Origin of the sequence: Pannonibacter sp. I15F10I1, assembly GCF_900185665.1 — a bacterium.
Classification (GTDB): Bacteria; Pseudomonadota; Alphaproteobacteria; order Rhizobiales; family Stappiaceae; genus Pannonibacter; species Pannonibacter indicus.
On record NZ_FYAN01000026.1, the window covers coordinates 975,544 to 999,015 of the forward strand.

At 62.2% G+C, this 23,472-nt stretch carries 18 protein-coding genes and 1 tRNA gene; 7 read left to right on the forward strand and 12 right to left on the reverse strand.

Annotation, left to right across the window (positions count from 1 at the left end; genetic code table 11):
• Positions 1-10: 10 nt before the first annotated feature.
• The 4 genes from IF10I1_RS17705 to IF10I1_RS17720 form a co-directional block, all read right to left on the reverse strand.
• Positions 11-2,509 (reverse strand): TonB-dependent siderophore receptor, encoded by a 2,499-nt coding sequence (locus IF10I1_RS17705; protein WP_244284744.1) that lies wholly within the window; start codon positions 2,507-2,509, stop codon positions 11-13.
• 142 nt (positions 2,510-2,651) lie between these two features.
• Complete coding sequence (locus IF10I1_RS17710; RefSeq protein WP_186393733.1) at positions 2,652-3,626, reverse strand: FecR family protein; 975 nt, start codon at positions 3,624-3,626, stop codon at positions 2,652-2,654.
• 117 nt (positions 3,627-3,743) lie between these two features.
• On the reverse strand, positions 3,744-4,232 hold the full coding sequence (locus tag IF10I1_RS17715) for an RNA polymerase sigma factor (protein WP_244293764.1): 489 nt from the start codon (positions 4,230-4,232) through the stop codon (positions 3,744-3,746).
• A 243-nt stretch (positions 4,233-4,475) separates the two neighbouring features.
• Positions 4,476-5,411 (reverse strand): LysR substrate-binding domain-containing protein, encoded by a 936-nt coding sequence (locus IF10I1_RS17720; RefSeq protein ID WP_186393735.1) that lies wholly within the window; start codon positions 5,409-5,411, stop codon positions 4,476-4,478.
• An 81-nt stretch (positions 5,412-5,492) separates the two neighbouring features.
• On the opposite strand from IF10I1_RS17720, the gene IF10I1_RS17725 reads away from it, so the two are divergent.
• Positions 5,493-5,987: a DMT family transporter gene (locus IF10I1_RS17725; RefSeq protein WP_186393736.1), complete on the forward strand. Its 495-nt coding sequence runs from the start codon at positions 5,493-5,495 to the stop codon at positions 5,985-5,987.
• Positions 5,988-6,160: 173 nt separating this feature from the next.
• The gene (locus IF10I1_RS17730; protein WP_050474690.1) at positions 6,161-6,787 is read left to right on the forward strand and encodes a TetR/AcrR family transcriptional regulator; all 627 of its coding nucleotides are present in this window, start codon (positions 6,161-6,163) and stop codon (positions 6,785-6,787) included.
• 30 nt (positions 6,788-6,817) lie between these two features.
• On the opposite strand, the gene IF10I1_RS17735 is transcribed toward IF10I1_RS17730, so the two are convergent.
• Complete coding sequence (locus tag IF10I1_RS17735; protein WP_123194012.1) at positions 6,818-7,831, reverse strand: SDR family NAD(P)-dependent oxidoreductase; 1,014 nt, start codon at positions 7,829-7,831, stop codon at positions 6,818-6,820.
• Between the two features lie 178 nt (positions 7,832-8,009).
• Complete coding sequence (gene hemA, locus IF10I1_RS17740; protein ID WP_186394026.1) at positions 8,010-9,227, reverse strand: 5-aminolevulinate synthase; 1,218 nt, start codon at positions 9,225-9,227, stop codon at positions 8,010-8,012.
• Between the two features lie 704 nt (positions 9,228-9,931).
• Here hemA and IF10I1_RS17745 point away from each other — a divergent pair.
• On the forward strand, positions 9,932-10,525 hold the full coding sequence (locus IF10I1_RS17745; RefSeq protein ID WP_208977387.1) for a hypothetical protein: 594 nt from the start codon (positions 9,932-9,934) through the stop codon (positions 10,523-10,525).
• Between the two features lie 153 nt (positions 10,526-10,678).
• Here IF10I1_RS17745 and IF10I1_RS17750 read toward each other — a convergent pair whose 3' ends face one another.
• The 5 genes from IF10I1_RS17750 to IF10I1_RS17770 all read right to left on the reverse strand — a co-directional run bounded on the left by IF10I1_RS17750 (position 10,679) and on the right by IF10I1_RS17770 (position 17,582).
• The gene (locus tag IF10I1_RS17750; protein WP_186393737.1) at positions 10,679-11,218 is read right to left on the reverse strand and encodes a DUF2155 domain-containing protein; all 540 of its coding nucleotides are present in this window, start codon (positions 11,216-11,218) and stop codon (positions 10,679-10,681) included.
• A gap of 127 nt (positions 11,219-11,345) precedes the next feature.
• Positions 11,346-14,186, reverse strand: coding sequence for a valine--tRNA ligase (locus IF10I1_RS17755; protein WP_186393738.1), 2,841 nt, complete (start codon positions 14,184-14,186; stop codon positions 11,346-11,348).
• A 162-nt stretch (positions 14,187-14,348) separates the two neighbouring features.
• Positions 14,349-15,092 (reverse strand): PopZ family protein, encoded by a 744-nt coding sequence (locus IF10I1_RS17760; RefSeq protein ID WP_186424592.1) that lies wholly within the window; start codon positions 15,090-15,092, stop codon positions 14,349-14,351.
• Positions 15,093-15,330: 238 nt separating this feature from the next.
• Positions 15,331-16,695 (reverse strand): TolC family outer membrane protein, encoded by a 1,365-nt coding sequence (locus IF10I1_RS17765; RefSeq protein ID WP_244284746.1) that lies wholly within the window; start codon positions 16,693-16,695, stop codon positions 15,331-15,333.
• A gap of 224 nt (positions 16,696-16,919) precedes the next feature.
• Entirely contained in the window at positions 16,920-17,582 is a 663-nt protein-coding gene (locus IF10I1_RS17770) for a protein-L-isoaspartate O-methyltransferase (RefSeq protein ID WP_050474685.1), read from the reverse strand.
• A 284-nt stretch (positions 17,583-17,866) separates the two neighbouring features.
• Here IF10I1_RS17770 and IF10I1_RS17775 point away from each other — a divergent pair.
• Positions 17,867-17,940: transfer RNA gene (locus IF10I1_RS17775), tRNA-Cys, on the forward strand.
• Positions 17,941-17,981: 41 nt separating this feature from the next.
• Here the strand turns inward: IF10I1_RS17775 and IF10I1_RS17780 are convergent.
• Positions 17,982-20,195 (reverse strand): bifunctional diguanylate cyclase/phosphodiesterase, encoded by a 2,214-nt coding sequence (locus IF10I1_RS17780; protein WP_058900176.1) that lies wholly within the window; start codon positions 20,193-20,195, stop codon positions 17,982-17,984.
• A gap of 478 nt (positions 20,196-20,673) precedes the next feature.
• Here IF10I1_RS17780 and cobD point away from each other — a divergent pair, with 478 nt between their 5' ends.
• Genes cobD through IF10I1_RS17795 form a run of 3 tightly spaced genes read left to right on the forward strand, consistent with a single transcriptional unit; the run spans position 20,674 to position 23,306 of the window.
• On the forward strand, positions 20,674-21,693 hold the full coding sequence (cobD, locus tag IF10I1_RS17785) for a threonine-phosphate decarboxylase CobD (RefSeq protein WP_186393740.1): 1,020 nt from the start codon (positions 20,674-20,676) through the stop codon (positions 21,691-21,693).
• On the forward strand, positions 21,687-22,661 hold the full coding sequence (cbiB, locus tag IF10I1_RS17790) for an adenosylcobinamide-phosphate synthase CbiB (protein ID WP_186393741.1): 975 nt from the start codon (positions 21,687-21,689) through the stop codon (positions 22,659-22,661). The genes cobD and cbiB overlap by 7 nt, the downstream gene beginning before the upstream one ends.
• Positions 22,662-22,697: 36 nt before the next feature.
• Positions 22,698-23,306 carry a DUF938 domain-containing protein gene (locus IF10I1_RS17795; RefSeq protein WP_122519817.1) on the forward strand — a complete coding sequence of 203 codons (609 nt, stop codon included), beginning with the start codon at positions 22,698-22,700 and terminating at the stop codon, positions 23,304-23,306.
• The last annotated feature ends 166 nt before the right edge of the window (positions 23,307-23,472 follow it).

Consider the following 23,472-nt stretch of genomic DNA (forward strand, 5'->3'; position numbering starts at 1 on the left):
CGCTCCGGCATTACCAGCTGTATTTCAGCGTGGCATAGACCGTGCGGCCCTCGCCCCAGTAGCAGCCCGTCGTGCTGAGACAGGTGGAGACATACTTCTTGTCGAAGATGTTGCTGACATTGAGCGAGGTCTTCAGCCCGGCGAGCTTCGGATCCACCTTGCCGAAGTCATAGCGCAGCGCCGCATCAAACAGGGTGTAGTCCGGCACATCGAAGGCGTTGGCGTTGTCGCCGAATGTCTGCCCCATGTAGCGGGCGCCGCCGCCGAAGCTGAGCCCACCCCAGGCCTGATCGGACTGGACGGTGTAGTCCAGCCAGAGCGATGCCTGGTGCTCGGGCACGAAGGCCAGACGCTTGCCCTTGTTGCTGGTGCCGCTGGAGGTGGCATTGTCGCGGGTGATCTCGCTGTCCGTATAGGCATAGGAACCCGTGAGCGAAAGGCCGGAGGCGAGTTCGGCCTTGCCTTCCAGCTCGATGCCGCGCATGCGCACCTCACCGGTCTGCACGCGGAAGCTCGTGTTGACCGGATCAGGCGTGAGCACGTTCTGCTGCGTCAGCTGATAGGCCGACAGGGTGATGAAGCTGTTCATGCCATTGGGCTGGAACTTCACCCCGGCCTCGAACTGCTCGCCCGTGGTCGGATTGAACGGCGAACCGCTGCGGTCCGTGCCGCTTGCCGGGTTGAACGAGGTGGAGTAGCTGGCATAGGGCGACAGGCCATTGTCGAAATTGTAGACGAGGCCCGCCCGCCAGGTGAACTTGCCGTCCTGCTGGTTCACCGGGGTGTTGGTTGTGGCTGTCCGGGTGCGCGTGTCAGTGTTGGCCCAGTCATAGCGCCCGCCAAGCGACAGGACGAAGTTGTTCCACTCGATCTGGTCCTGCGCATAAAGCCCTGCCTGCGAGCGCTGCTGGTCGATCCAGGTCGCCGTCGCAGGGCGGGAGATGCTGGTTGCCCCATAGACCGGATTATAGGCGTTGAAGGGCGTATAGATCACCGAAAGCGCCGATTCTTCAAACGAGCTGTCCTCGAAGGAGTAATCGAAGCCGAACAGCATCGTGTGCTTCGCACTGCCGGTGCTGAACCGCGCAATGGCGTTGTTGTCCACCGTGAAGAGGTTCGAGGTTTCCGGGAAGGCCCAGGCATAGCGCAGCAGCGAGGATGGGTTGCAGCTGGCCGCAGACAGGCAGAAGGCCTGCACGCGCTGTGTATCGGTATCGACGAAGCCATAGCGCAGGTTCTGCCTGAACGACCATGTGTCGTTGAACTCATGGCTGAATTCATAGCCGATGAAGGCCTGCTCGTTTTCGAACTTGTCATAGCCCGGTTCGCCGACGAAGGCGTTGCGCGGCAGGGCGGAATAAGTGCCGGTGTATAGCGTGCCATTGGCAGGCAGCGCCGGAGCACCGCCGCCGCCGGGGGAGTCGATCTTCTGGTATTCGCCCAGAACCGTCAGCGTCGTGGCATCGAACAGCTTGAAGGTGAAGGACGGCGCGATGTAGCCCTTCTTCTCTTCCACATGGTCATACTGGGTGTCGCTGAGGCGCCCCACGCCGACGATGCGGTAGAGCATGGCACCGTCCTGATCGAGCTTTCCGCCAAAATCGAAGGCGGTCTGGAACCGGTTGTGGCTGCCATATTGCAGCTCGACTTCGCGGATCTCCTCATTGCGCGGCCGCTTGCTGACCATGTTCAGCATGCCGCCGGGCTGGCCCTGACCATAGAGAACCGACGCTGGCCCCTTCAGCACTTCGGCGCGCTCCAGCCCATAGGGCTCGATCCTCGGCTGCGAATAGCCGCGAGCACCGAAGGGAAGGCGCAGGCCGTCCTTGTAGCGCCCCGGCGTGAAGCCGCGCACCGTCAGCCAGTCGTGGCGCACATCCGTATCGGCGTACTGAGCGACGACGCCGGGCGTGTAGCGCATCGCCTGCGTGATGGTCGCAGCGCCCTTCTCCGCCATCTCGTCACGGGTCACGACATTGACGGCTTGCGGCGTGTCCCTGAGTGACGTTCCGGTCTTGGTCGCCGTCGCGCTCTGGGTGGCGACGATGCCATTCACCGGGCCCCAGGCGTTTTCGCCCTCGATGGTCACCGTCTGCAACTGTGTCGCGCCATCCACCGTGGCGCCTGTGGCAGCGGCTGCGGCCGGATCAACAATGGTCACCGTGTTGGCGGCGGTAAAGCGGTAGGACAGGCCGGTTCCAGCCAGAATCCGGTTGAGCGCTTCGGAGGGCGTCAGCGTGCCGGAAACGCCCGGCGACGTCTTGCCCTGCACAAGAGCTGCCGGATAGAGCACCTGCAGATTGGACCGGTCGCCAAAACGGGAGATCGCTGTACCCAGCGCACCTGCCGGAACGGAGTAACTGACAGTGGCCGCCTGCTGCGCCGCTGCCGGGCCGGTGTAGATCACACTTGCGGTGAAAACCGCCGTTGACGCCAGAAGCGCCAACCCCAAACCGCTCATCCGCGCTGCCCGCGCCCCGGATGCCCTTTGCCCAAACTGCTTTGCCATGACCCCTGTCCAACTCTTGCATTTGCATTTTGTCCGGGCGCGAACGCACCCGTCTGATGCAAGGACGGTTTCAAAGGCCAGACACCTCACCCCCAAAGTGGAAAATAATTATCAGGTTTCTTTTCCGGCTGTGTCCACCCGGTCAGACCGGGTGCAACACGACCAGCCAGGGCGAGATCTGGAAGCTTCTCACCGGCAGCGTCTGGCGGATTGCCTCCAGAACGCCGTCCGGATTGCGGATGTCGAAGATGCCGCTGACACGCATGTTCAGAAGGCGGCTGTCCGTCACCCGGATCGTGCCGGAGCGGTAGCGGTTGACATCCGCCAGCACCTGCCGCAGCGGCCTGTCCTCAAAGATCAGCTTGCCGCGCCGCCAAGCGATTTCCGCTTCCATGTCGACGGGACGGATCTGGCCCAGATGCACATCGTCATAGGTGACAAGCTCGCCTGCCTTCACGACGGTATCCGACTTGTCCGGCCCAACCACCGAAACGGCGCTTTCCTCCACCGAAACCGTGACGGCCCCGCCCCATTCATGAACAACGAAACGGGTGCCCAGCGCGGTTGTGGAACCGGCGGCCGCCAGCACGGTAAAGGGGCGGCCGGGATCTTTGGCCACATCGAAGAAGGCGCGCCCGCGCAGCAGACGGATGCTGCGAAGGGTCTCGCTGAAATCCAGCGCAATGGCGGTGTCTGCATCAAGGTCCACCCGGCTGCCATCCTCGAGCGTCAGGCTGCGCTGTTCGCCGGTGCCGGTGAAGTGATCGCTTGTCAGGAAATCCGGCGGGCCGGCAACCGCCACCACACCGGCGGCAGCCAGCGCTGCGGCACCAGCGGACAGGAACGCACGGCGCGAGGCAAAGCCCTTCCGGGCAGAGGGCGGAACCATGGCCCCGGACATGTCCAAGGCCTCACGCGGATCCGCAATCCGGCCGAGATCCTGCCAGATGCCGCCGAGCCGCGCATATTCGGCCCGGTTCAGCGGATCGGCGGCCATCCAGCGTGCATGGCCGGCGCGGTCCCCTTCTCCCGCATCACCTGAGTTGAGACGGACGAACCAGCTCAGAGCCTCATCGCGAGCTCTCTGCTGTCTGTCTGTATTCGTTGAACCCATCATGGCCACCGGCTGTTTCCCCGTGCGCGGCCGCACGGCACGCCCTTGCGCGCATATCCTTCCCATAGACGGATTCGGTAGCGTCTCACCTCACCCATATCGCGCATCTTTTTGCCGGATTCAGTCAATGAGTGTACCCATCCGGTCGCGCAGATGCGCGAGCGCCTTCATGACCAGCTTCTCGACAGCACTTTTCGTGATGCCCAGTTCAGCGGCAATCTGCGTGTGCGTCAGACCATCGAACTTGTGCATCAGGAGCACCTGCTTCTGGCGCGGCGGCAGCTCAGCTATGGCTTCCTGCAGGCGCAGAAGGCGCTGGCGGTAGTCGGTGATCTGCTCCGGCGAGGCGCTGTCATCCACGGCAGCGGCCAGTTCCTCGCTGGGCGCGTAGCCCACCGCAGAGCGCTGCCCGCGCAGCCGGTCGGTTGCAACATTGTTCGCCATGCGGAAGAGATAGGACCGCGGATTGCGGATGTCGCTCTCGGCGGGAATCGCTTCAAGCCGCAGATAAGTATCCTGCATCACGTCCTGCGGATCGAGATCACGGCCGAAGCGGCGCGAGAGATGGCGCGACAGCTCCGTGTAACTGGACACGAAGCAGTCAAGCATACTCTTCTTCTTGTCTTCGGCCATGCAGGAACCAATCGGGGCAGGAACCAGTCAGGAGCTTCGCCGCTCACGCACAGGCCCGAACGGACAGAAATCTCTCACGGCAGCGTTTGGGGTTATTCCCGCTGCCGTGTTCCGTCTTTAGCAAAAGTCTACTTTAAAAATCCAGTTTTATAAGCAGCTGCATGGGGACTGTTGAACAGACCTGCGGGGAAAGTCCGCATGACGGGTGTCTCAGCCCCTTCAGCCATCCTTCCGCTGCGTTTCTGCCCCCTGCCCTGCGGCCTGCAGGATCCGCGCGCGCAGCCAGCGAAGGGCCGGGTCCCTGTCGCGGCTCTTGTGCCAGATCTGAACGTAAGGCACGGGCGGCAGCGGAATGGGCGCCGGCAGAATGATCAGGTGATCGTCCAGAACAAGGTCCCGCAGGCTGCCTCTGGCGACCGTGAGAATGAGGTCCGTGCCCGCAATCAGCTCCGGTGCGACGCCCCAGTGCGGCAGCACCAGCGCCAGCCGGCGGGTGTGGCCGGAACGGGCAAGCGTTTCGTCCACCTCATTGATGGTGTCATCACGCATGGCGACCATGGCATGGGGCCGCGAGAAATACATTGCAGCATCCAGCGGCTTTCCCTCCAGCGTCCGCCGGTCCAGCAGGCAGGCATAGTCATCGTTGATGATCAGCTCCGACCTGACCTGCGGCGGCAGAACGGGGAACACCCCGAGCCCGAGATCCAGATCACCATCGCAGACACCGGCGGCCATGGCTTCACGGCTGAACTGGCTGATCGCAAGATCGATGCCCGGCGCATGCTGCCGCAGATCGCGCACCAGATGCGGCAGCAGCATGGCCCCGCCATAATCCGACATGGACAGGCGGAACCGGTGGCGGGTGCCTTGCGGGTCGAAACCCTGCGGCCCCAGCACGCCGCGCACCCCGGCCAGCGCATCGGCCAGCGGCTGGGCGATTTCCAGCGCCCGGATGGTCGGAACAAGGCCGCCGCCCTGGCGCACCAGCAGCGGATCCCCCAGCAGCTCCCGCAACCGCGCAAGGGCGTGGCTGACGGCGGGCTGGCTCATGTTCAGCCGGGCGGCGGCGCGCGAAACATGGCGCTCCGTCAGAAGCGCATCCAGCACCACCAGAAGATTGAGATCAACCGACCTCAGATTATGCAGCTGATGCATGTTTGTCCGCCTGATACGAATTTCACATTCGCAAGGACTATATCTAAACCGGGGCCGAAGTTCATCAGAAAGGACAGTCCGATGCAGTTTCAAGCCCCCTTCACCCTTCTTGGCGCCGCCCTTCTGGCAGGGGCCGTCGTCCCCTTCCAGGCCGGAGCCAATGCCGCGATGGGCCGGGCCCTCGGCCATCCCCTCTGGGCCACGGTGGTATCCCTTGGTGTGAGCATGCTCTGCGTCATTCCGGTGATGCTGGCCATGAAAGTTCCGTTCCCCAGCCTTGGCAACCTTGCCGGACAGCCCAAATGGATCTGGACCGGCGGCCTTGCCGGGGTCATCTACATCACGGCCGCAATTCTGGTTGCACCGAAACTTGGGGCCGCCGGTTTCATGACGGCCGTGATTGCCGGGCAGCTCGCCGCCTCGCTTCTGGTCGATGCCTATGGTCTCATGGGCTTCAGCGCCCGCGATATTTCGCCCTCGCGTCTCATCGGCATCCTGCTCGTGGTGGCCGGAGTTGCGCTGATACAGGGCGCCGCTTTCCTGAAGGTCTCGCCTGTATCCGGCAGCGGAAGCTGACACAGAAGAGCGGCCACAATCACTGGGTACTCACCTGAAGCTTAGTATGAACGCGTTCAATAAAAATTCAGTCAACACGGTTTTCCGATTGACCACCTACCGGCCCAACTGTAAACGCGTTTATTGAACTAATTCATTAAACGCGATCAGGTAACATCATGCCAAGACCCGCAATGACTGATGAAGAGCTTGCTGCCGTTCAGGCCCGCATTCTGGCTGAAACCGCACGCATCGTTGCTGCCGAGGGCTATGCCGCCCTGTCCATGCGCAAGCTGGCCGAAGGCCTCAACCTGACGGCAGGAGCGCTCTACCGCTACTTCCCGACGAAGCAGCATCTGATGATCGCCTATTGCTCCAGTGCAATCGAGACGCTGAACGAGCGGACCTTTGCCATTCATGGCATGGACCTTCCCTCGGTCGAAATCCTGCGCAAACTGATCATGGCCTATTCAGAATTTGCCCTGGAAGATACCGACAGGTTCCGGCTCATGTTCCTTGATCTGGAGATGAGCCACCAGATGGAAATCGCCTTTGCTGACGATAAGCTGACCGGCTACGAACTGCTGAAAGCACGGATGGCGATCGCAATGGAGGAGGGAGCCATCCGCCGCATGGATCCGGGCCATGCAACCCATCTCCTTTGGAGTGCGGTGCATGGTGCCGTCGTGCTGCTGCTCAACGTGAAGGACCTGGATCTTGGCGATCCGTGCAGCCTGATCCGTGATGCAGCCGAGATGGCCCTGCGCGGCCTTGCCCCCGACAGCGCAGGTGCCGAAACCCGCGAGACACGGGCAGCCTGACGCCATCAGGGCCTGGCTGCGGCACTGCGGTCAGATCTTGTAGTACTCACGGTACCATTTCACGAATTTTGCCACGCCTTCGCGCACGCCCGTGCGGGGGCGGTAGCCGGTGAGCGTCTGCAACAGGCTGGCATCGGCCCAGGTGGCGGGCACATCACCGGCCTGCATCGGCATCAGCTTGCGCTCCGCCGTGCGGCCGGTCGCCTCCTCAATGGCGGCGATGAACTCGGTCAACTGCACGCTTTCCGAATTGCCGATGTTGACGACGCGCCAGGGAGCGACCGGCGACAGGCTGTCGCCTTCCGGAACGCCTGCGCCCTCTTCGGGCCGCACCGGGGCTGCATCGATCAGGAGGCGGATACCCTCCACCAGATCCTCCACATAGGTGAAGTCCCGGCTCATGTCGCCGTAGTTATAGACCTCGATCGGATTGCCTTCGAGGATCGACTTGGTGAACTTGAACAGCGCCATGTCCGGGCGCCCCCAGGGGCCATAGACCGTGAAGAAACGGAACATGGTGATGGGCGTGCCATAGAGATGGGCATAGGAATGAGCCATCACCTCGCAGGCCTTCTTGGTCGCCGCATAGAATGACATCTGGTGATCGGCCTTCACCGTCTCCTGAAACGGCATGTCCGTGTTGGCGCCATAGGCCGAAGAGGTGGAGGCGATCAGCAGGTGCTGCGGCGGAAAGGCTCTCGCGGCTTCCAGCATCTCGAATGTGCCGGCAATGTTGCTGTCGAGATAGGAGCGCGGCGCCTCGATGGAGTAACGCACACCCGCCTGGGCGGCCAGATGCACGACAACATCCGGGCGGTTGGCCTCGAACAGCGAGCGCACCAGGTCCCCATCCTCGACGCGGCCTGTGACGGCGGTGAAGTGCTCGTTCTGCAGCAGCATCTGGTGACGGCGCTCCTTGAGCCGCACGTCGTAGTAATCCGTCATGGCATCGAGGCCAATAACGCGGAACCCCTCTTCCAGCAGCCGGGTGCAGAGAAAATATCCGATGAAGCCGGCCGAACCCGTCACGAGCGCAGTACGCATGATTGAAACCCTTTGAAGAAAAAGCTGAAAGCAGCAGCAAAATATGCAGCGCCGGAGCCGTCATAGCATCCGGACAGCCCAGAGCCAAGGATTAGCACCGCCGGACCGGCCAGTCCAAAAGCAGAAAGCGCCAGCCTTGCAGCCAGCGCTTTCCGTAGTGTTCAATTTCCTTGCCCGGTCAGGCGACGGCGCGGGCCAGCGCGCAGCGCGACCACAGGGCATTCAGCGCGCCGACCAGATGGTCGATATCGGCATCCGAATGGAACGGCGTCGGCGTGATGCGCAGCCGCTCGGTGCCCTTCGGCACGGTCGGGTAATTGATCGGCTGGACATAGATGCCGTAGTTGTCGAGCAGGATGTCCGAGATCCACTTGCACTTGGACGCATTGCCGACCATCACCGGAACGATGTGGCTGGGATTGTCCATATGCGGGATGCCGCGGCGGTCCAGCAGGCTGCGCAGACGGGCCACGCGGTCCTGATGCGCCTCACGCTCGGCCGTGCTCTGCTTCAGATGACGGATCGAAGCCGTGGCGCCAGCGGCCAGGGACGGCGGCAGCGCGGTGGTGAAGATGAAGCCGGACGCGAAGGAGCGCACGAAGTCGCAGAGCTGGTGCGAGCCGGTGATATAACCGCCCATCACGCCAAAGGCCTTGCCAAGCGTGCCTTCGATCACCGTCAGACGGTCCATCAGACCTTCGCGCTCGGCAATGCCGCCGCCGCGCGGGCCGTAGAGACCGACCGCATGCACCTCATCCAGATAGGTCATCGCGCCATAGCGTTCGGCCACGTCGCAGATTTCCTTGATGGGGGCGATGTCGCCGTCCATCGAATAGACGCTCTCGAAGGCAACGAGCTTGGGAGCCGCCGGATCATCGGCAGCGAGCTTGCGCTCCAGATCTTCCGGGCTGTTGTGCTTCCACACGCGCTTTTCGGCGCGGCTGTGGCGGATGCCCTCGATCATCGAGGCATGGTTCAGCGCATCGGAATAAACGATGCAGCCGGGGATCTTCGAGGCCAGCGTGCCGAGGGCTGCCCAGTTGGACACATAGCCCGAGGTGAAGATGAGCGCCGATTCCTTGCCATGCAGATCCGCGAGCTCATGTTCAAGCTGGACATGGTAGTGGTTGGTGCCCGAGATGTTGCGTGTGCCGCCAGCGCCCGCACCGCAGCTGTCGATCGCATCCTTCATGGCGGTAACCACATCCGGATGCTGGCCCATGCCAAGATAATCGTTGGAGCACCACACGGTCACTTCGTGGGTGGAGCCATCTTCGCGGAAACGGGTCGCCTTGGGAAACTCGCCTGAATGACGCTTCAGATCAGCGAATACGCGATAGTTGCCGTCCTCCCGCAAGCCGTCCAGCGCCTGCGCAAAGAAGCTCTCGAAGTCCATGGCGTATTCCCTCTTCTTCTCAAGCAGACGCATTCCACGTCCGCCATTGGCGTCCTGCAAGCCCTTGTGTCCGGAGCCGGTCATCATCTGGCCAGCCCTCCCAGGCGGATCTGATAAGGGGAAGTTGCCCCGCCCCACTCACGCGTCCTGTGATCCGAAGCCTGACAGCCTCGAGACCTTGCACCATGTAGCGCAAGGTAGCGCCCTAACACATAGTTTAAAATGCCGCAGGCTGTCATTATTCTAATTCCGGGTTACAGAATTCTTTTTAGGAGAAGAGCCCGGCCGGTCAACTCTGAGACACCTGCCCCGCCGCCCTCTCTTCCGGCGATTGTTCCGGAACCTTAGCCTCCCGCCCGCGTTAACACTTTGATCTGGGACAAGCCGGGCATCACGGCAAGTTGATGCTCACGTCTTTTCCCGGCCAGAAATAACAGCACCGCTGAAAACAGGAGCAAAATCAAGGAACTGAGCCAGACCGGAAGCATGAAGCCCCGGCCGCAGCCAATCAGGAAAGATCAGAAACCACGTCATTTTGTGATTCGGATAACATCTATCTTAAGGGAAATGGCGTAATAATGGCTGCATCACAGCAACCGGATGAGCAAGGCACCTGTCAAAAAGACGAGGTGTACTTCAGACCTTAAAAAAACCGGTGCCGTGATCTGTGTTCAGACGTGACTGTCATGCCGAGGGAGGCAAAAATGACGCATCGTCTCATGAAGAAAGCCATCATTCCGGCAGTTGCCATCATGCTTTCTGCCGCCCCGCTCGCGCTTGCCGCCCCCAAGTCGGAACGGCATCTGCTGCCCGAGGACAACCTCTCCGTCACGCTCGCCAGCCTTGGCGCCGGGCCTGCGGCCGGTGAGGACACCTCCATCTGGGTTGGACCGGTCGACATTCAGGGCCGCAAGGTCATCTGGGTCGAACTGATCGACTCCGAGGGCGAAGTCATCTACGCGTCAGAAGTCGCGCAGAACGAAACCCATCTCCTTCCCGATGGCCGCGCCATCGTCGTGAGCCCGCTCAATGCGCCGGAAGGCACGCTTGCCGTGGCCAAGGACGAATCGCGTGTCCCTTCGGAAACCGGCCAGATGATCACCCGCCGCGTGGTGGATGATGAGGAAGGCAAGACTGCCGTCGAACTGGTCCAGACACCGCCGCAGCAGCCGTCCATTCTGCTGCAGCTGGCAAAGGCCGGCGAATCCGTGTGGCACGGCATCGTTGCCTTCTTCCAGGGCGCAGCCGACTCGGTCCGCGTTGCCTGGAACTGGATCGTGGATACGGTTGCCGTCTGACACCAACGCTCAATGAGCTTGTTTCATTGAAGATTGGCCACGCCCCTGCGCGCAGGAGCAAGCCTTCGCGTCATGCGCCAGCATCGCCAGATCTGGCGTGAGGGCTGGGATCAGCCACTGGCCCTGCCGGATCCGCTCCGGCAGGCAGCATGATCAGAACAGCGGCGGCTTGGGCCGCGGGGCGGGCACGGTGCCCATTGCGCCCTCAGCTTGTTCGCCGGTGCCTGCCGCGCCGCCGAGTGTGTCTGCGCCCTCTTCCACCACAGTGACCGGGGGACCGGAATAGCCAGCCGGAGGCGGCACGGTGGAGGTCTGGCGGCAGTCGGTCAGCCACACGTCATAGACAGCATGCTCGACGCCATGCAGGCCCGGGCTTGCGGCAAACATCCAGCCGGAGAAGATCCGCTGGATCTCGTTGTTCAGCGTCACCTCATCCACCTGCACGAAGGCCGTGGTCAGTGGATTTTCGGTCTGCGGCCGGGTGTGACAGACGCGCGGCGTCACCTGAAGCGCGCCGAACTGCACCGTCTCGCCGATATAGACATCAAAAGACGTGATGCGGCCGGTGATCTTGTCGAGCCCGGAGAAGACAGCCACCGGGTTCTCGATGACATCCGCGCGGGCGGGCACAGCGGCAAGGGCGCAGACAAGGGCGCCAGCAAGGGCTGTGCCGAAGACCGGCCTGCTCTTCATCCTGTTGATTTGCCGCATGATTGTCCCTGGCAAGTCCCTGAGTTTGGCGGGCGTAACACCCGATTGCGGCTGCCGGAAGGCAAGCCCTTGCGCGGCAACGGTTTCAGCCGCCGCGCAAGACTGTTTATCAGCCCAGAGACGCCAGACGGCTGACGGCCGTCTGCACCTGCGTCTTGCGGGCGGAAAGCTCGGCCAGCTTCTCGCGCTCGCCCTCGACAACCTCTTCCTTTGCCTTCTCGACAAAGGCCGGGTTGGAGAGCTTCTTCTCGATGCGGCCGATCTCGTCCTCAAGCTTGCCAAGCTCCTTGGCAAGCCGTGCCTTTTCGGCGCCCAGATCAATCACACCGGCCAGCGGCAGGCAGACCGTGGCATCGCCCACAATGATCTGAGCCGCGCCCTTGGGCAGCTCGTCCGCGAGCGTCAGGCTTTCGGCGCGGGCAAGGCGCAGGATGGCGGCCTCGTGGGTCTTCACCCTCGCAACCGTCACATCGCCTGCACCGACCATCACCACCGGGATCTGTGCACCGGCCGGAACGTTCATTTCCGAGCGCACGGAGCGGATTTCGGAAATGAGGCCGACGAGCCAGTTGATCTCTTCAGCGGCCGCAGCATCCGCCAGAGCGGGAGCCGGCCAGCGGGTCAGCATCAGGATCTGGTCCGGTGCGCCGGTTTCCTCGCCGAGACGCGCCCACAGCTCTTCGGTCAGGAAGGGCATGAAGGGGTGGAGGATCTTCAGGATCTCGTCCAGCGTCCAGGCTGCGGTCGCGCGGATTTCCGCCTTGGCGGCGTCATCCGTGCCGTTGAACACGGGCTTGGCCAGCTCCAGGAACCAGTCGCAATAAGTGTTCCAGACAAAACGGTAGACGCCATTGGCCGCATCGTTGAAGCGGTAGGCCTCCAGTGCCTCGCGCACTTCCTCGGCGCAGCGGCCGACTTCCGTGGCGATCCAGCGGTTGAGCGTATGGGTGGCGCGGGCCGGATCAAACCCGGCGACGCGCTTGCAGCCGTTCATCTCGGCAAAGCGGGCCGCATTCCACAGCTTGGTGGCAAAGTTGCGGTAGCCGCCGACACGGCTGGTGGCCAGCTTGATGTCGCGGCCCTGCGCCGCCATGGCCGCCAGCGTGAAGCGCAGCGCATCGGCGCCGAACTCGTCGATCAGCTGCAGCGGGTCGATGACGTTGCCCTTGGACTTCGACATCTTCTGCCCCTTCTCGTCACGGACGAGGGCATGGATGTAGACGGTGTCGAAGGGCTCGGTCTTCATGAAGTGCAGCGACATCATCATCATGCGGGCGACCCAGAAGAAGATGATGTCGAAGCCGGTGATCAGCACCGACGTCGGGAAGTAGCGGGCCAGTTCCGGTGTCTTGTCCGGCCAGCCGAGCGTCGAGAACGGCCACAGGGCGGAGGAGAACCAGGTGTCGAGCACGTCCTCGTCGCGGTAGAGCAGAACGCTCTCCCCTGCCCCGGCCGCCCCGGCTTCCCAGGCGGCCAGCGCCTGTTCCATGGCCGCCATTTCAACAGGCTTGCCATAGTGGGCAGCGGCTGCCTTCAGCGCTTCGGCTTCCGTCTTCTCGACGAAGATCTTGCCATCGGGACCATACCAGGCCGGGATCTGATGGCCCCACCACAGCTGGCGCGAAATGCACCAGGGCTGGATGTTCTCCATCCACTCGTAATAGGTCTTGTCCCAGTTGGACGGCACGAATTTGGTGCGGCCCTCGCGGACAGAGGCAATCGCAGGCTTGGCCAGCGTCGCGGCATCCACATACCACTGATCGGTCAGCATCGGCTCGATGGGCACACCGCCACGGTCGCCATGCGGCACCATGTGGGTGTGATCCTCGATGCGATCCAGCAGCCCCTGCTCCTCCATCTGCGCAACAAGCGCCTTGCGCACGGCAAAGCGGTCCTGCCCGTGGAAGGCGGCGATGGTGGCATCCAGCATCTCAGACGCCGGCACACCGGCGAGGAATTCGGCATTCTCGGCCAGAATGACCCGTGCCTCACGGTCGAGAACCGAAATCATCGGCAGGTCATGGCGCTTGCCGACCTCGAAATCGTTGAAGTCATGCGCCGGGGTGATCTTGACCGCGCCGGACCCGGCGGTGGGATCGGCATAGTCATCACCCACGATCGGCACGCGGCGGCCGACCAGCGGCAGGATGATGTGCTTGCCGATCAGGTCCTTGTAGCGCGGATCTTCCGGGTTCACGGCAACGGCGGTGTCGCCCAGCATGGTTTCCGGACGGGTGGTGGCCACAACGATGTAATCGCGGGTCTCATACTCCGTCGCATTGCCATCATCATCGAAGGCCACCGGATGCTGATAGGTGGCACCGCCTTCCAGCGGATAGCGGAAGTGCCAGAGGTTGCCCTTGATCTCCTGCTGCACGACTTCCAGGTCGGAAATCGCGGTCAGCAGCTTCGGGTCCCAGTTAACGAGACGCTTGTCCTTGTAGATCAGGCCGTCGCGGAAGAGCGACACGAAGACTTCCAGAACGGCAGCCGACAGGCCTTCATCCATGGTGAAGCGCTCGCGGTCCCAGTCGCAGGACGCGCCAAGGCGCTTCAGCTGATTGAAGATCATGCCGCCGGATTCGCCCTTCCAGTTCCAGACGCGCTCGATGAAGGCATCACGGCCCATGTCACGGCGCGAGGGTTCCTTGCGCTCGGCGAGCTGGCGCTCGACAACCATCTGAGTGGCGATACCTGCGTGATCCATGCCCGGCTGCCACAGGACATCCTTGCCGCGCATGCGCTCGAAGCGGATGAGGATGTCCTGCAGCGTGTTGTTGAGCGCATGGCCCATGTGCAGGGAGCCCGTCACGTTCGGCGGCGGGATCACGATCGTATAGGACGGGGCGCCATCGGCGGCACCGACACCGGCGCGCGAGGCTCCGGCCTTTTCCCACATTTCGGTGATCCGCGGCTCGACGGCCGCTGCGTCATAGGTCTTGTCAAGCATGAGGGCTTCTCGGGACTTTCCGTTATCTGGGCCTGTGTAAATCGGATGGCGGGCAGCGAGTCAACATCCTGAGCGGAATGGGGCCTGAAGAGAGGCAGAAATGGCAACGCCGCCCGCAGGCGGCGTTCCGGTCATGCATGGCACATAACAAGCCGCCGCAGATCAGCGCTTGCGTACCACGCGTTCGATTTCCTGGCGAACGAGACGTTCCACCATGACGGGCAGGTTCTGATCCAGCCAGCTCTTCAGCATCGGGCGCAGCATCTCCTTCACCAGATCCTCCAGCGTGCGGGCATTGGCCGACAGGATGGTGCTGGACAGGTTCTCGAAAGCGGCACTGACGGCTGCTCCCGCCATGTCCGAGACAAGCGGCGTCTCCTCGTCCAGCGGATCGAGATTGTCCATGGAAACGGGCGCAAGGCCTTCGGCCGCAGACGAGCGGGCCGGCTGCGGCGCGAGCCTTGGTGCCGGAGCAGGCTCATCCCCGTCTTCCATGAAAGCGATGTCACCGGCGTCATCGTCCATCGTATCGGGCATGCCCTCAACCATGGCGAAGGGGTCGTCTTCCTCTTCTTCCTCGACGGCCAGTTCCTCGGTCAGCTCCAGAACATCTTCATCGGCAAGGTCTTCATCGGCCTCGAAGGCCGCGATGTCATCATCGATGGCAGCATCGCCGTCATCATCATCATCGCCCGCCATGTCGAACAGCTTGTCCAGGTCATCCTGCGACATGCCGACTTCTTCTTCCTCAGGCATTTCATTGACTTGCGGCATTTCGGCTACGAGCTCCGGGGCTGCTGGTGCAGTCTTGCTGGCGGCAGGAGATTCCTCGTCGGAAATGATCCGGCGAATGGAGGCGAGAATTTCCTCCATCGAGGGTTCCTGTGCCTGACTGGCCTTCGACATGAGTTCCCCCAGAACTGGTTACAAACGCACTGGACCGAAGTTCCAAAAGTTACGATTCGGTTAAGGATATTATGCTGAGTCGCCTGTCAACATCATAGGCCGCTAGTTCAGGACAGCCTGCTTATCCCCTTTTAATAGGAAAAACTTGCCGGGTTGACCAGCCTTCTCAATGGAAAACGCGCCCCGGAAGGGCGCGTTCTCTGAACTCCTGGCGATTTCGCAAATCAGCGCCGAATCATCAGCGGCCGTCCGGCGTACGCATACCGAACCACTTGTCGCGAACCTTGCTGTAGTGTTCGGTGGGCTCGTAGCGAGCCACCTGCAGGTTCAGGAATTCCGCATCAAGACGCCCCATGGCGGACAGCAACTGGTAACCGCTAACAATGCGGTTGCGTTGCGCGGTCACCAGGTTCGAACGCTGTATGATAAGCTCCCGCTGCGCATTCAACACATCCAGAGTGGTACGCTGACCAACACGCTGCTCTTCAATCACACCCTGCAGAGCCAGTTGCTGCGCTTCCACGGCGGCCTGGGCAGCTGTGATAGAAGCTTCAGCGGCCTGATAGTTGCCCCAGGCTGAAATCACGTTAGCGCGCACTTGGTTGCGCAAAACATCCAGCTGAATCTCTGCCTGGCCGAGCTCTTCCTTAGCCTGACGCACGCGGGACGAAAGTGCTCCACCCTGATAAAGTGGAACAGACACCCGCCCAACCACGGAGGCAGAGTTCACCGAACTGATAGACTGGGACGGCTTCCAGTCCCGGCCGATAGAGCCTTCCAGCGTGACGGTCGGCAGCTGTTCGCCCTCGATAGCCTTCACGTTGTAGAGGGCGGCGTCAACCTGATGCTGCGCCTGACGAAGCAGCGGCTGCAGCTCCTCACCCATCCGGATGGCTTCCTCGACCGAGCGCGGCATCATCTTGCCAATCGGCGTCGAAGCCGACAGGTTGCGGGCCTCAATGCCAACGATCTGCTCATAGACGGCACGGCTGGCATTCAGATTTGCAATGGCCGAGTTGAGGCTCGCCTGAGCTTCGGCGTAACGTGCTTCTGCCTGAGACACGTCCGTACGGGTGCCCTCCCCCACCTCAAACTGGTCCTTGGACGCGCGCACCTGCTCACGCAGGAATTCAACCGAGCTGCGCTGCAGGGCAACAAGCGCGGTGTCGCGGATTACATTCACATAGGCCTGCGCGGCAGACAGCAGCACATCCTGCTCGGTCGCACTCAGGCTCTCGCGCTGAGCACGCACAAGAGCTTCGGCCTGCTTGGTCGAGTTCACCGTCCGGAAACCGCGGAACAAAGCCTGCTGAATGGACAGGGACATGGACGCATTATTACGGATGTTATCGGGACCGATGCCAGTGGAAGTGCGGATCGAACCAGCCGACGCATTCGCTACAATGGTCGGGCGCCAGCCCGCAAGCGCCTGAGGCACACGCTCATCGGTAGCACGCAATGCAGCACGGGCCGCATTCAGGGTTGGGTTGTTGGCATATGCCAGCGCCAATGCTTCAGAAATGCTCTCAGCCTTAGCCGTGGAAGAAAGCGTGAAAGCACTGATGCTCAGCAAAGCAGCAGAAAGGGTTACTCGAAAACGCACTGAAAACGCCCCTTGATGTACGGGCCCCCACCCGTGCTGTCATTTGGCGGGGAGTATACCCAGCTGCAACGCTGTGCCTACCCCTCACCGAAAATTAAGAATCTGTTTCTGTCCGGCTGCGGCAGCGTTGCAACAGGTAACGCCATACGTAAAGCGCCCGAAAACTGCAGCTTTTCAACAGCTTCCGGGCGCGAGACTTGAACGGCGTTCAGATATGTGTGTTCTCAGAAGACGAATTCGGGGGCCTTACCGAAGCCGGGCAGAGTATGCGCGCTGGCGTTGAAGCCAAAGCGGGCACCAATCACCGACCCGGAGTTCTGGTAGACACGGGCAAGGCCGGCCCCGCCACGCCCTTCGATGGCCACGAGCCGCCCGCCTTCCTTCAGCTGGCTGGCCAGTTGCTCCGGAATGAAGTCAACGGCGCCATCCAGAAGGATCACGTCATAAGGGCCTTCCGAAGCGCAGCCCTCAGCGAGCTTGCCTTCCACGACGGCGGCATTCTCAATGCCCAGGCTGACGAGGGTCTGGCTGGCGCGGGCCGCAAGCCCGGCATCCTCTTCCACCTGGACCACCGTTCCGGCGATCCCTGCGAGCACAGCGGTGCTGTAGCCGGACGCTCCGCCAACAACGAGCACAACGTCATCCGCTTTCACTTCGGCAAGCTGGATCAGTTTGCCAAGCACATGCGGCTTCAGGAGATAGCGCGGTGCCCCTGTGTCGGACACGAGCGTGTCTTCATCGATATAGGCAACCGGCTTCTTTGAACCTGCCACGAACAGCTCACGCGGGACGGATTCCATCGCGTCGAGGATCCGCAGATCCGTGACATCATTGGTTCTGAGCTGGTTATCCACCATTCGCGTGCGGGATTGCGCGTAGTCACCCATCGCGTGCCTCTTTCGATTTCTTGCGAAAGCCTCTCCAACTTTCTTGCCTGATCCATTACCGGGCGCAGGCAGGCGTGACAAGGGGCAGATCGGCGCAGCCCCCTGCCTTCTCGAGACATTCAAACCAGCCTCTTCTGCATGGGGCCGGGGCCATGATGCTCCTCACCCTGCGTTCTCCGCCGATTGCAGCCCTGCCCGCCGGCACAGATGCAACTGATCAAGGAAGGGAAAACGCAAAGAGGCCGCTTGACAGGAAAGAGGCGGTAGTCGAAAAGACGCGCCAAGGCCTCGTGGCGGAGTGGTTACGCAGCGGATTGCAAATCCGTCCACCCCGGTTCGATTCCGGGCGAGGCCTCCATCCCCCTTTACACCTCATAAAAGACAGTCAGGTTACAGCGCTCAGCCTTGCGCTTCGAGCAGAGCCGTGGCTTCGTCAGCTGTCATGGGCATACCGAGAAAGTAGCCTTGCGCCTCCGGGCAGCCAATTGCCCGCAGTGCCTCAACCTGTGCTTCCCGTTCGACGCCTTCGGCGATGACCCGCAGCTTCAGCTTCTGCCCGAGTGTCACCACGGTCTCGGCAATCCCCCGGTCGCTTTCGTCCCTGTCAATGTGGCGGACAAGGGCCTCGTCAATCTTGAGCCGGGAGACGGGGAAACGTCTGAGTGAAGCAAGGCTGGAGTGCCCTTTGCCGAAGTCGTCGATGGCGAGACCAACGCCCAGCGCGTGCAACTCGGCCATGACGGCCACCGCCCGCTCCACGTTCTGCATCAGAACGCCTTCGGTGATTTCCAGCTCCAGCAGCCCCGGCCGCAAACCTGCCTGTTTCAGGGCGCCCATGACGGTCTGGGTCCAGTCCGGATCACTGAACTGCTGCGGCGCGATGTTGATGCTGATCTTGAAGCCGGAGAACCCCTGCTCCTGCCAGAGCCGCGCCTGCTCCACGGCCTGGCCCAGAACCACGTGGCCAAGTTCACAAATCAGCCCCGCCTCCTCCATCAGCGGCACGAAATAGCGCGGCATGATGAGGCCTTCGAAGGGATTTTCCCAGCGCACCAGCCCTTCGAAACCGGTAATCCGGTTCTCCATGAGATCGACCTGCGGCTGGTAATGCAGGATGAATTCATTGTTGCGCAGCGCACGGCGTATCCCTTCAAGCATCTGAAGCTTGCAGGACGACGTCTGCCCTTCGACGGGAGAATACAGGTGAAACGTGTTCCGTCCGGCGCGTTTGGCCGTGTACATCGCGGTATCGGCACACTGTACCAGCGCGGCAGCCTCCGTCGCATCATCTGGATAGCAGGCAGCACCCATGCTGCTGGTGACGTGAAAAGACTGCCCGGCCAAATGCACCGGCAAAGACAGCTTTTCCCGCAGACCGCGCAGGAATGGGGGCAATTCCTCAGACGAGGCAATCGAACCCTCCAGGATCAGCACAAACTCATCGCCGCCAAGGCGCAGCACCTTGCCACGGTCCTGGACCTCATCGCTCAGCCTTGCTGCAATGGACAGCAGAAGCCGGTCACCGGCGGCATGGCCGAGACTGTCATTGACGGTCTTGAAATTGTCGAGATCGACAAAGACCACCGCCACACGTTCATCCGGCAGGTGCACCCTGGCCAGCGCCGCGTCGATGAAGCTCTCCAGCTGGCTGCGGTTCGGCAGGCTGGTCAGCGGATCGTGGTGGGCGAGAAAGCGTATCTTCTCCTCGGCCCGCTTGCGTTCAATGGCAATGGCTGCGATCCGGGCCGTATCGGCGATCAACCGGTCTTCCACGGGTCCCGGCACGCCCGGGGTCTGCTTGTAAATGGCGAATGTGCCGAGCACCCGATTGTCCAGCGACATGATCGGTGTGGACCAGCAGCAGCGCAGCCCGAATTTCGTGGCGAGCGGATGATAGTCAGCCCAGAGCGGGTCGGCCTGAATGTCGGCAACCGTCACGGGTTTGCATGTGTAGGCCGCAGTGCCGCAGGAGCCGACGCTGGGGCCGATCTCGACACCATCAATCGCATCGCAATAGGCCTTCGGAAGGCTGGGCGCCGCACCGTGGCGCAGATGGCGGCCATCCTCATCCAGAAGCAGGACGGAACAGATGGCACCGTCCAGTTGCCCCTCGATCAGACGGACCATGCATTCCAGAACATCCGAGAGAGGGGCGCTGGAGGCAATCATCTCCAGCACATGCGCCTGGGCATCGCGCAGGCCATCGGCCTTGCGCCGCTCGGTGATGTCGCGGCAGACACCGAAGAGGCCAACGATGTTCCCGTCATCGTCCCGGAGAGGATATTTCGACGACGCAAACCAGCGGCGGGCACCATTGGGTTGAATGATGCATTCCTCCTTGTCGATCAAGGGAATGCCGGTGCGCAAAACCTGCCTCTCATCCCTGAAAAAGCCCATGGCCACAGGAAAGGGATGCAGCTCGAGATCCGTCTTGCCGATCAGGCTGTCCGCCGACTCCAGCCCAAGATCGGCTGCAATGGCACGATTGGCGAGCACAAACCGGCAGCGGGCGTCCTTGACGAACAGGTAGTCAGCCACCTGATCAAACATGGTGCGCAGCCAGACATGCTCCTGCAGGAACTTTTCCCGTACCTGCAAGCCGGATTTGTGCATGGAACCGTCCTGCTCCGGCTGAGTTTCCAGCAAACCGGACATCTCTGCGTGGTCAGTACTGTCAAAATTACCACGCCCAGAAATTACAGGATTCCATTTGGAATTCATAATACTTCCCCTGAGGCAATCCGAGTCATGCTTCAGCATCATCGACAACCTAAAGTCATAAACTTAAATGAACCGCAAAACATCAACTTGGTGATGTCAATTTGTATAAATTCAGACTTAATACCAAGGCTTTCGATGCTGACGCATCACGCCTTGAAATTGCTCAGGCGCCGCACGGGCTTGACCGGCGCTCGATGAGCTTGACTCATCGAGCGCCGGTGTAAGTTCCGGAGCCGTGACAGGAGCACACTCAGACAAGGGCCGAGGGCGGCCGCCAGGGCAAAAAAACTTTTGCCGGGCGCTCCGATCGGGTTATCTCCAGCTCACAAAGGCTCCTCCGGCAGGGCTACAATCCAATCAAGAGAGCATGATGAAACACGGCGGCGATCTGTTTCAGGCCATGGCAACCTACGGCGGGGCGGAGGAAGACTGGCTGGACCTGTCGACCGGCATCAATCCGCATGCCTATCCGGTGCCTGCCAGCCTGCCGGCGTCCGTATGGACCCGCCTGCCCGCGCATGCCGGGCATGAGAGCCTGCTGGATGCAGCCCGTGCGGCCTATCAGGTGCCCGCGCATCTCGGCCTTGCCGCAGCGCCGGGCACGCAGGTCATCCTGCCGCATCTGCCGGCCCTTCTGCCCGAAGGCAGAATCACCATCGCAGGCCCCACCTATTCCAGCCACGGCGATGCCTGGCGGGGCGCCGGACGGCAGGTGAGCGAAGCTTCAGACATTTTCCACGAGAGGCCGGAAGGCCGGATTGCCCTCGTCGTCAGCCCCAACAATCCCGATGGCCGCTGGCATGAACCGCAGGCGCTTCTGAACCTTGCCAGAGACATGCAGCAGCGCCGCGGCTTTCTGGTGGTGGATGAGGCCTTTGCCGACGTGGATCCGTCCCGCAGCCTGCTGCCGCATCTGACGGATGAGCCGGTTCTGGTGCTGCGCTCCTTCGGCAAGTTCTTCGGTCTTGCCGGATTGCGCCTCGGCTTTCTGGCGGGGCCGCAGAATGTGACGGATGCCCTTGCCCGGCGCCTGGAAAGCTGGTCCGTCAGCGGCCCGGCGCTGGAAGTCGGTGTTCAGGCCCTGCGGGATCTGGACTGGCAGGCCGCCATGCGCAAGACGCTGGCGCAGGAAATGGCCGCACTTGAAGACGTGCTGCGGGCCGCAGGTGTTGCGATCCGCGGCGGCACTTCGCTTTACGTGCTGGCAGAGCATCCGGGCGCCGCCCGCCTGCATCAGGCGCTGGCGCGGCATCATATCTGGGCGCGCGCCTTCGACTATGCCCCGGCCTGGCTACGCTTCGGCCTGCCCGGCTCGCCGGAAGGCCTTGCCCGTCTGCAGCAGGCACTCGCCAAAGCCATGGCATCGCGCGAAGAGGCAACATCGTGCTGAGTGATCCGCTGGCGCTCTGGCTGCTGCTGGGAGCCATTGCCCTTGATGCCGTCATCGGCGACCCGGACTGGCTGTGGCGGCGCCTGCCGCATCCGGTCGTGTGGATCGGCAAGCTGATCAGCCTTATGGACCGCTGCCTCAACCGCGAAAGCTGGCCTGCCGCCTTGCGCCGTATGGCTGGCATACTGACGCTTGTCCTGCTGGTGGCAGGTGGCGCGGGCACCGGCTTTCTGCTGCAGGCAGGCCTTTCCGCCCTGCCCTATGGCGAGGCCGGGATCATTGTCATCGCCGCCGTGTTCCTCGCCCAGAACAGCCTCTATGTGCATGTGAAGGCCGTCGCCGATGGCCTGCGGGACGGCAGGCTGGCGGGTGGACGCCGGGCCGTGTCGATGATCGTCGGGCGCGATCCGGAGCAGCTGGACGAAAGCGGCGTTTCCCGCGCCGCCATCGAATCCTGCGCCGAGAACTTCTCCGATGGCGTTGTGGCTCCCGTCTTCTGGTTCGCCGTACTCGGCCTGCCGGGGCTCATCGCCTACAAGGCCGTCAACACGGCCGATTCCATGATCGGCCACAAGACGGCCCGGCACCAGGATTTCGGCTGGGCTTCCGCCCGTTTTGATGACCTGATCAACCTGCCTGCGTCACGGCTTTCGGCGCTGTTCATTGCGCTCGCAGCACCTCTTGTTCACGGCTCGCCATTCCGTGCCCTGTCCACAGTTCGCCGGGATGCCGGGCTGCACCGCTCCCCCAATGCGGGTTGGCCGGAGGCGGCGATGGCCGGGGCCCTTGGCGTCGCACTGGCGGGCCCGCGCGCCTATGCCACCTACCGGGTGGAAGACCCCTTCATGAACCCGCAAGGGAACAAGGATGCAGGCGAAGCCGACATCCGCCGGGCCCTGCATGTGCTTGCAGGGGCTTGCGCAATCGAGGCTTTGCTGCTTCTCATCATGGCTCTGGCATTATCCTGATGCCATGATCCATGAAAACACTGGCCGGACCGTGAGATGATCCCGTTTTCCGCAGCTGCCGAGAATAACAAGACCCCCATCCTCGAAATCCTGAAAGACGCCTTTGCCGGGTCAAGCCGTGTGCTGGAAATTGCCAGCGGCACAGGCCAGCACGCGGTGCATTTCGCCAAGAACCTGCCGCATCTCGTCTGGCAGCCCAGCGATCTGCCCGAGCATCTGGCGGGTCTTGAACAGCGGATCGTTGAAACCGACCTCGACAACATCGAGGAACCGCTGGAGCTCGACGTGCTCGACCTGCCCTGGCCGACGCCGGACCGGGAGGCAGACGACGCCTTCGACGCCATCTACACCTCGAACAGCCTGCACATCGTCAGCTGGGAGGGCGTCGAGGCGTTCTTTGAAGGGGTCGGCGAAACGCTGGCAGAGGGCGGCACGCTCGCCATCTATGGCGCCTTCAAATATGGCGGGGCCTTCACCACCCCCAGCAACGAAGCCTTTGACCAGAGCCTGCGCAAGAAGGACCCGAAGAGCGGGTTGCGCGACTTTGAAAAAGTCGACGCCCTCGCCCGTGCGATCGGCCTGACGCTCCTCGCCGACCATGCGATGCCGGCCAACAACCAGCTGCTGATCTACCGGCGAGGCTGAGGGGCTCAGCCCCTCCCCCACTCTGCGCCGCCCCGGGCGGAGCGAAGCGCAGACCCGGGGACCACTCTCTCGCAGAGCGGTGAGACATCTTTGCGGCAGAGAGGCTGGCACAGTCCCGCTGCCGCAGAGCTTCAGACAACGGCACCTCTCCGGAAACGAGTAGCCC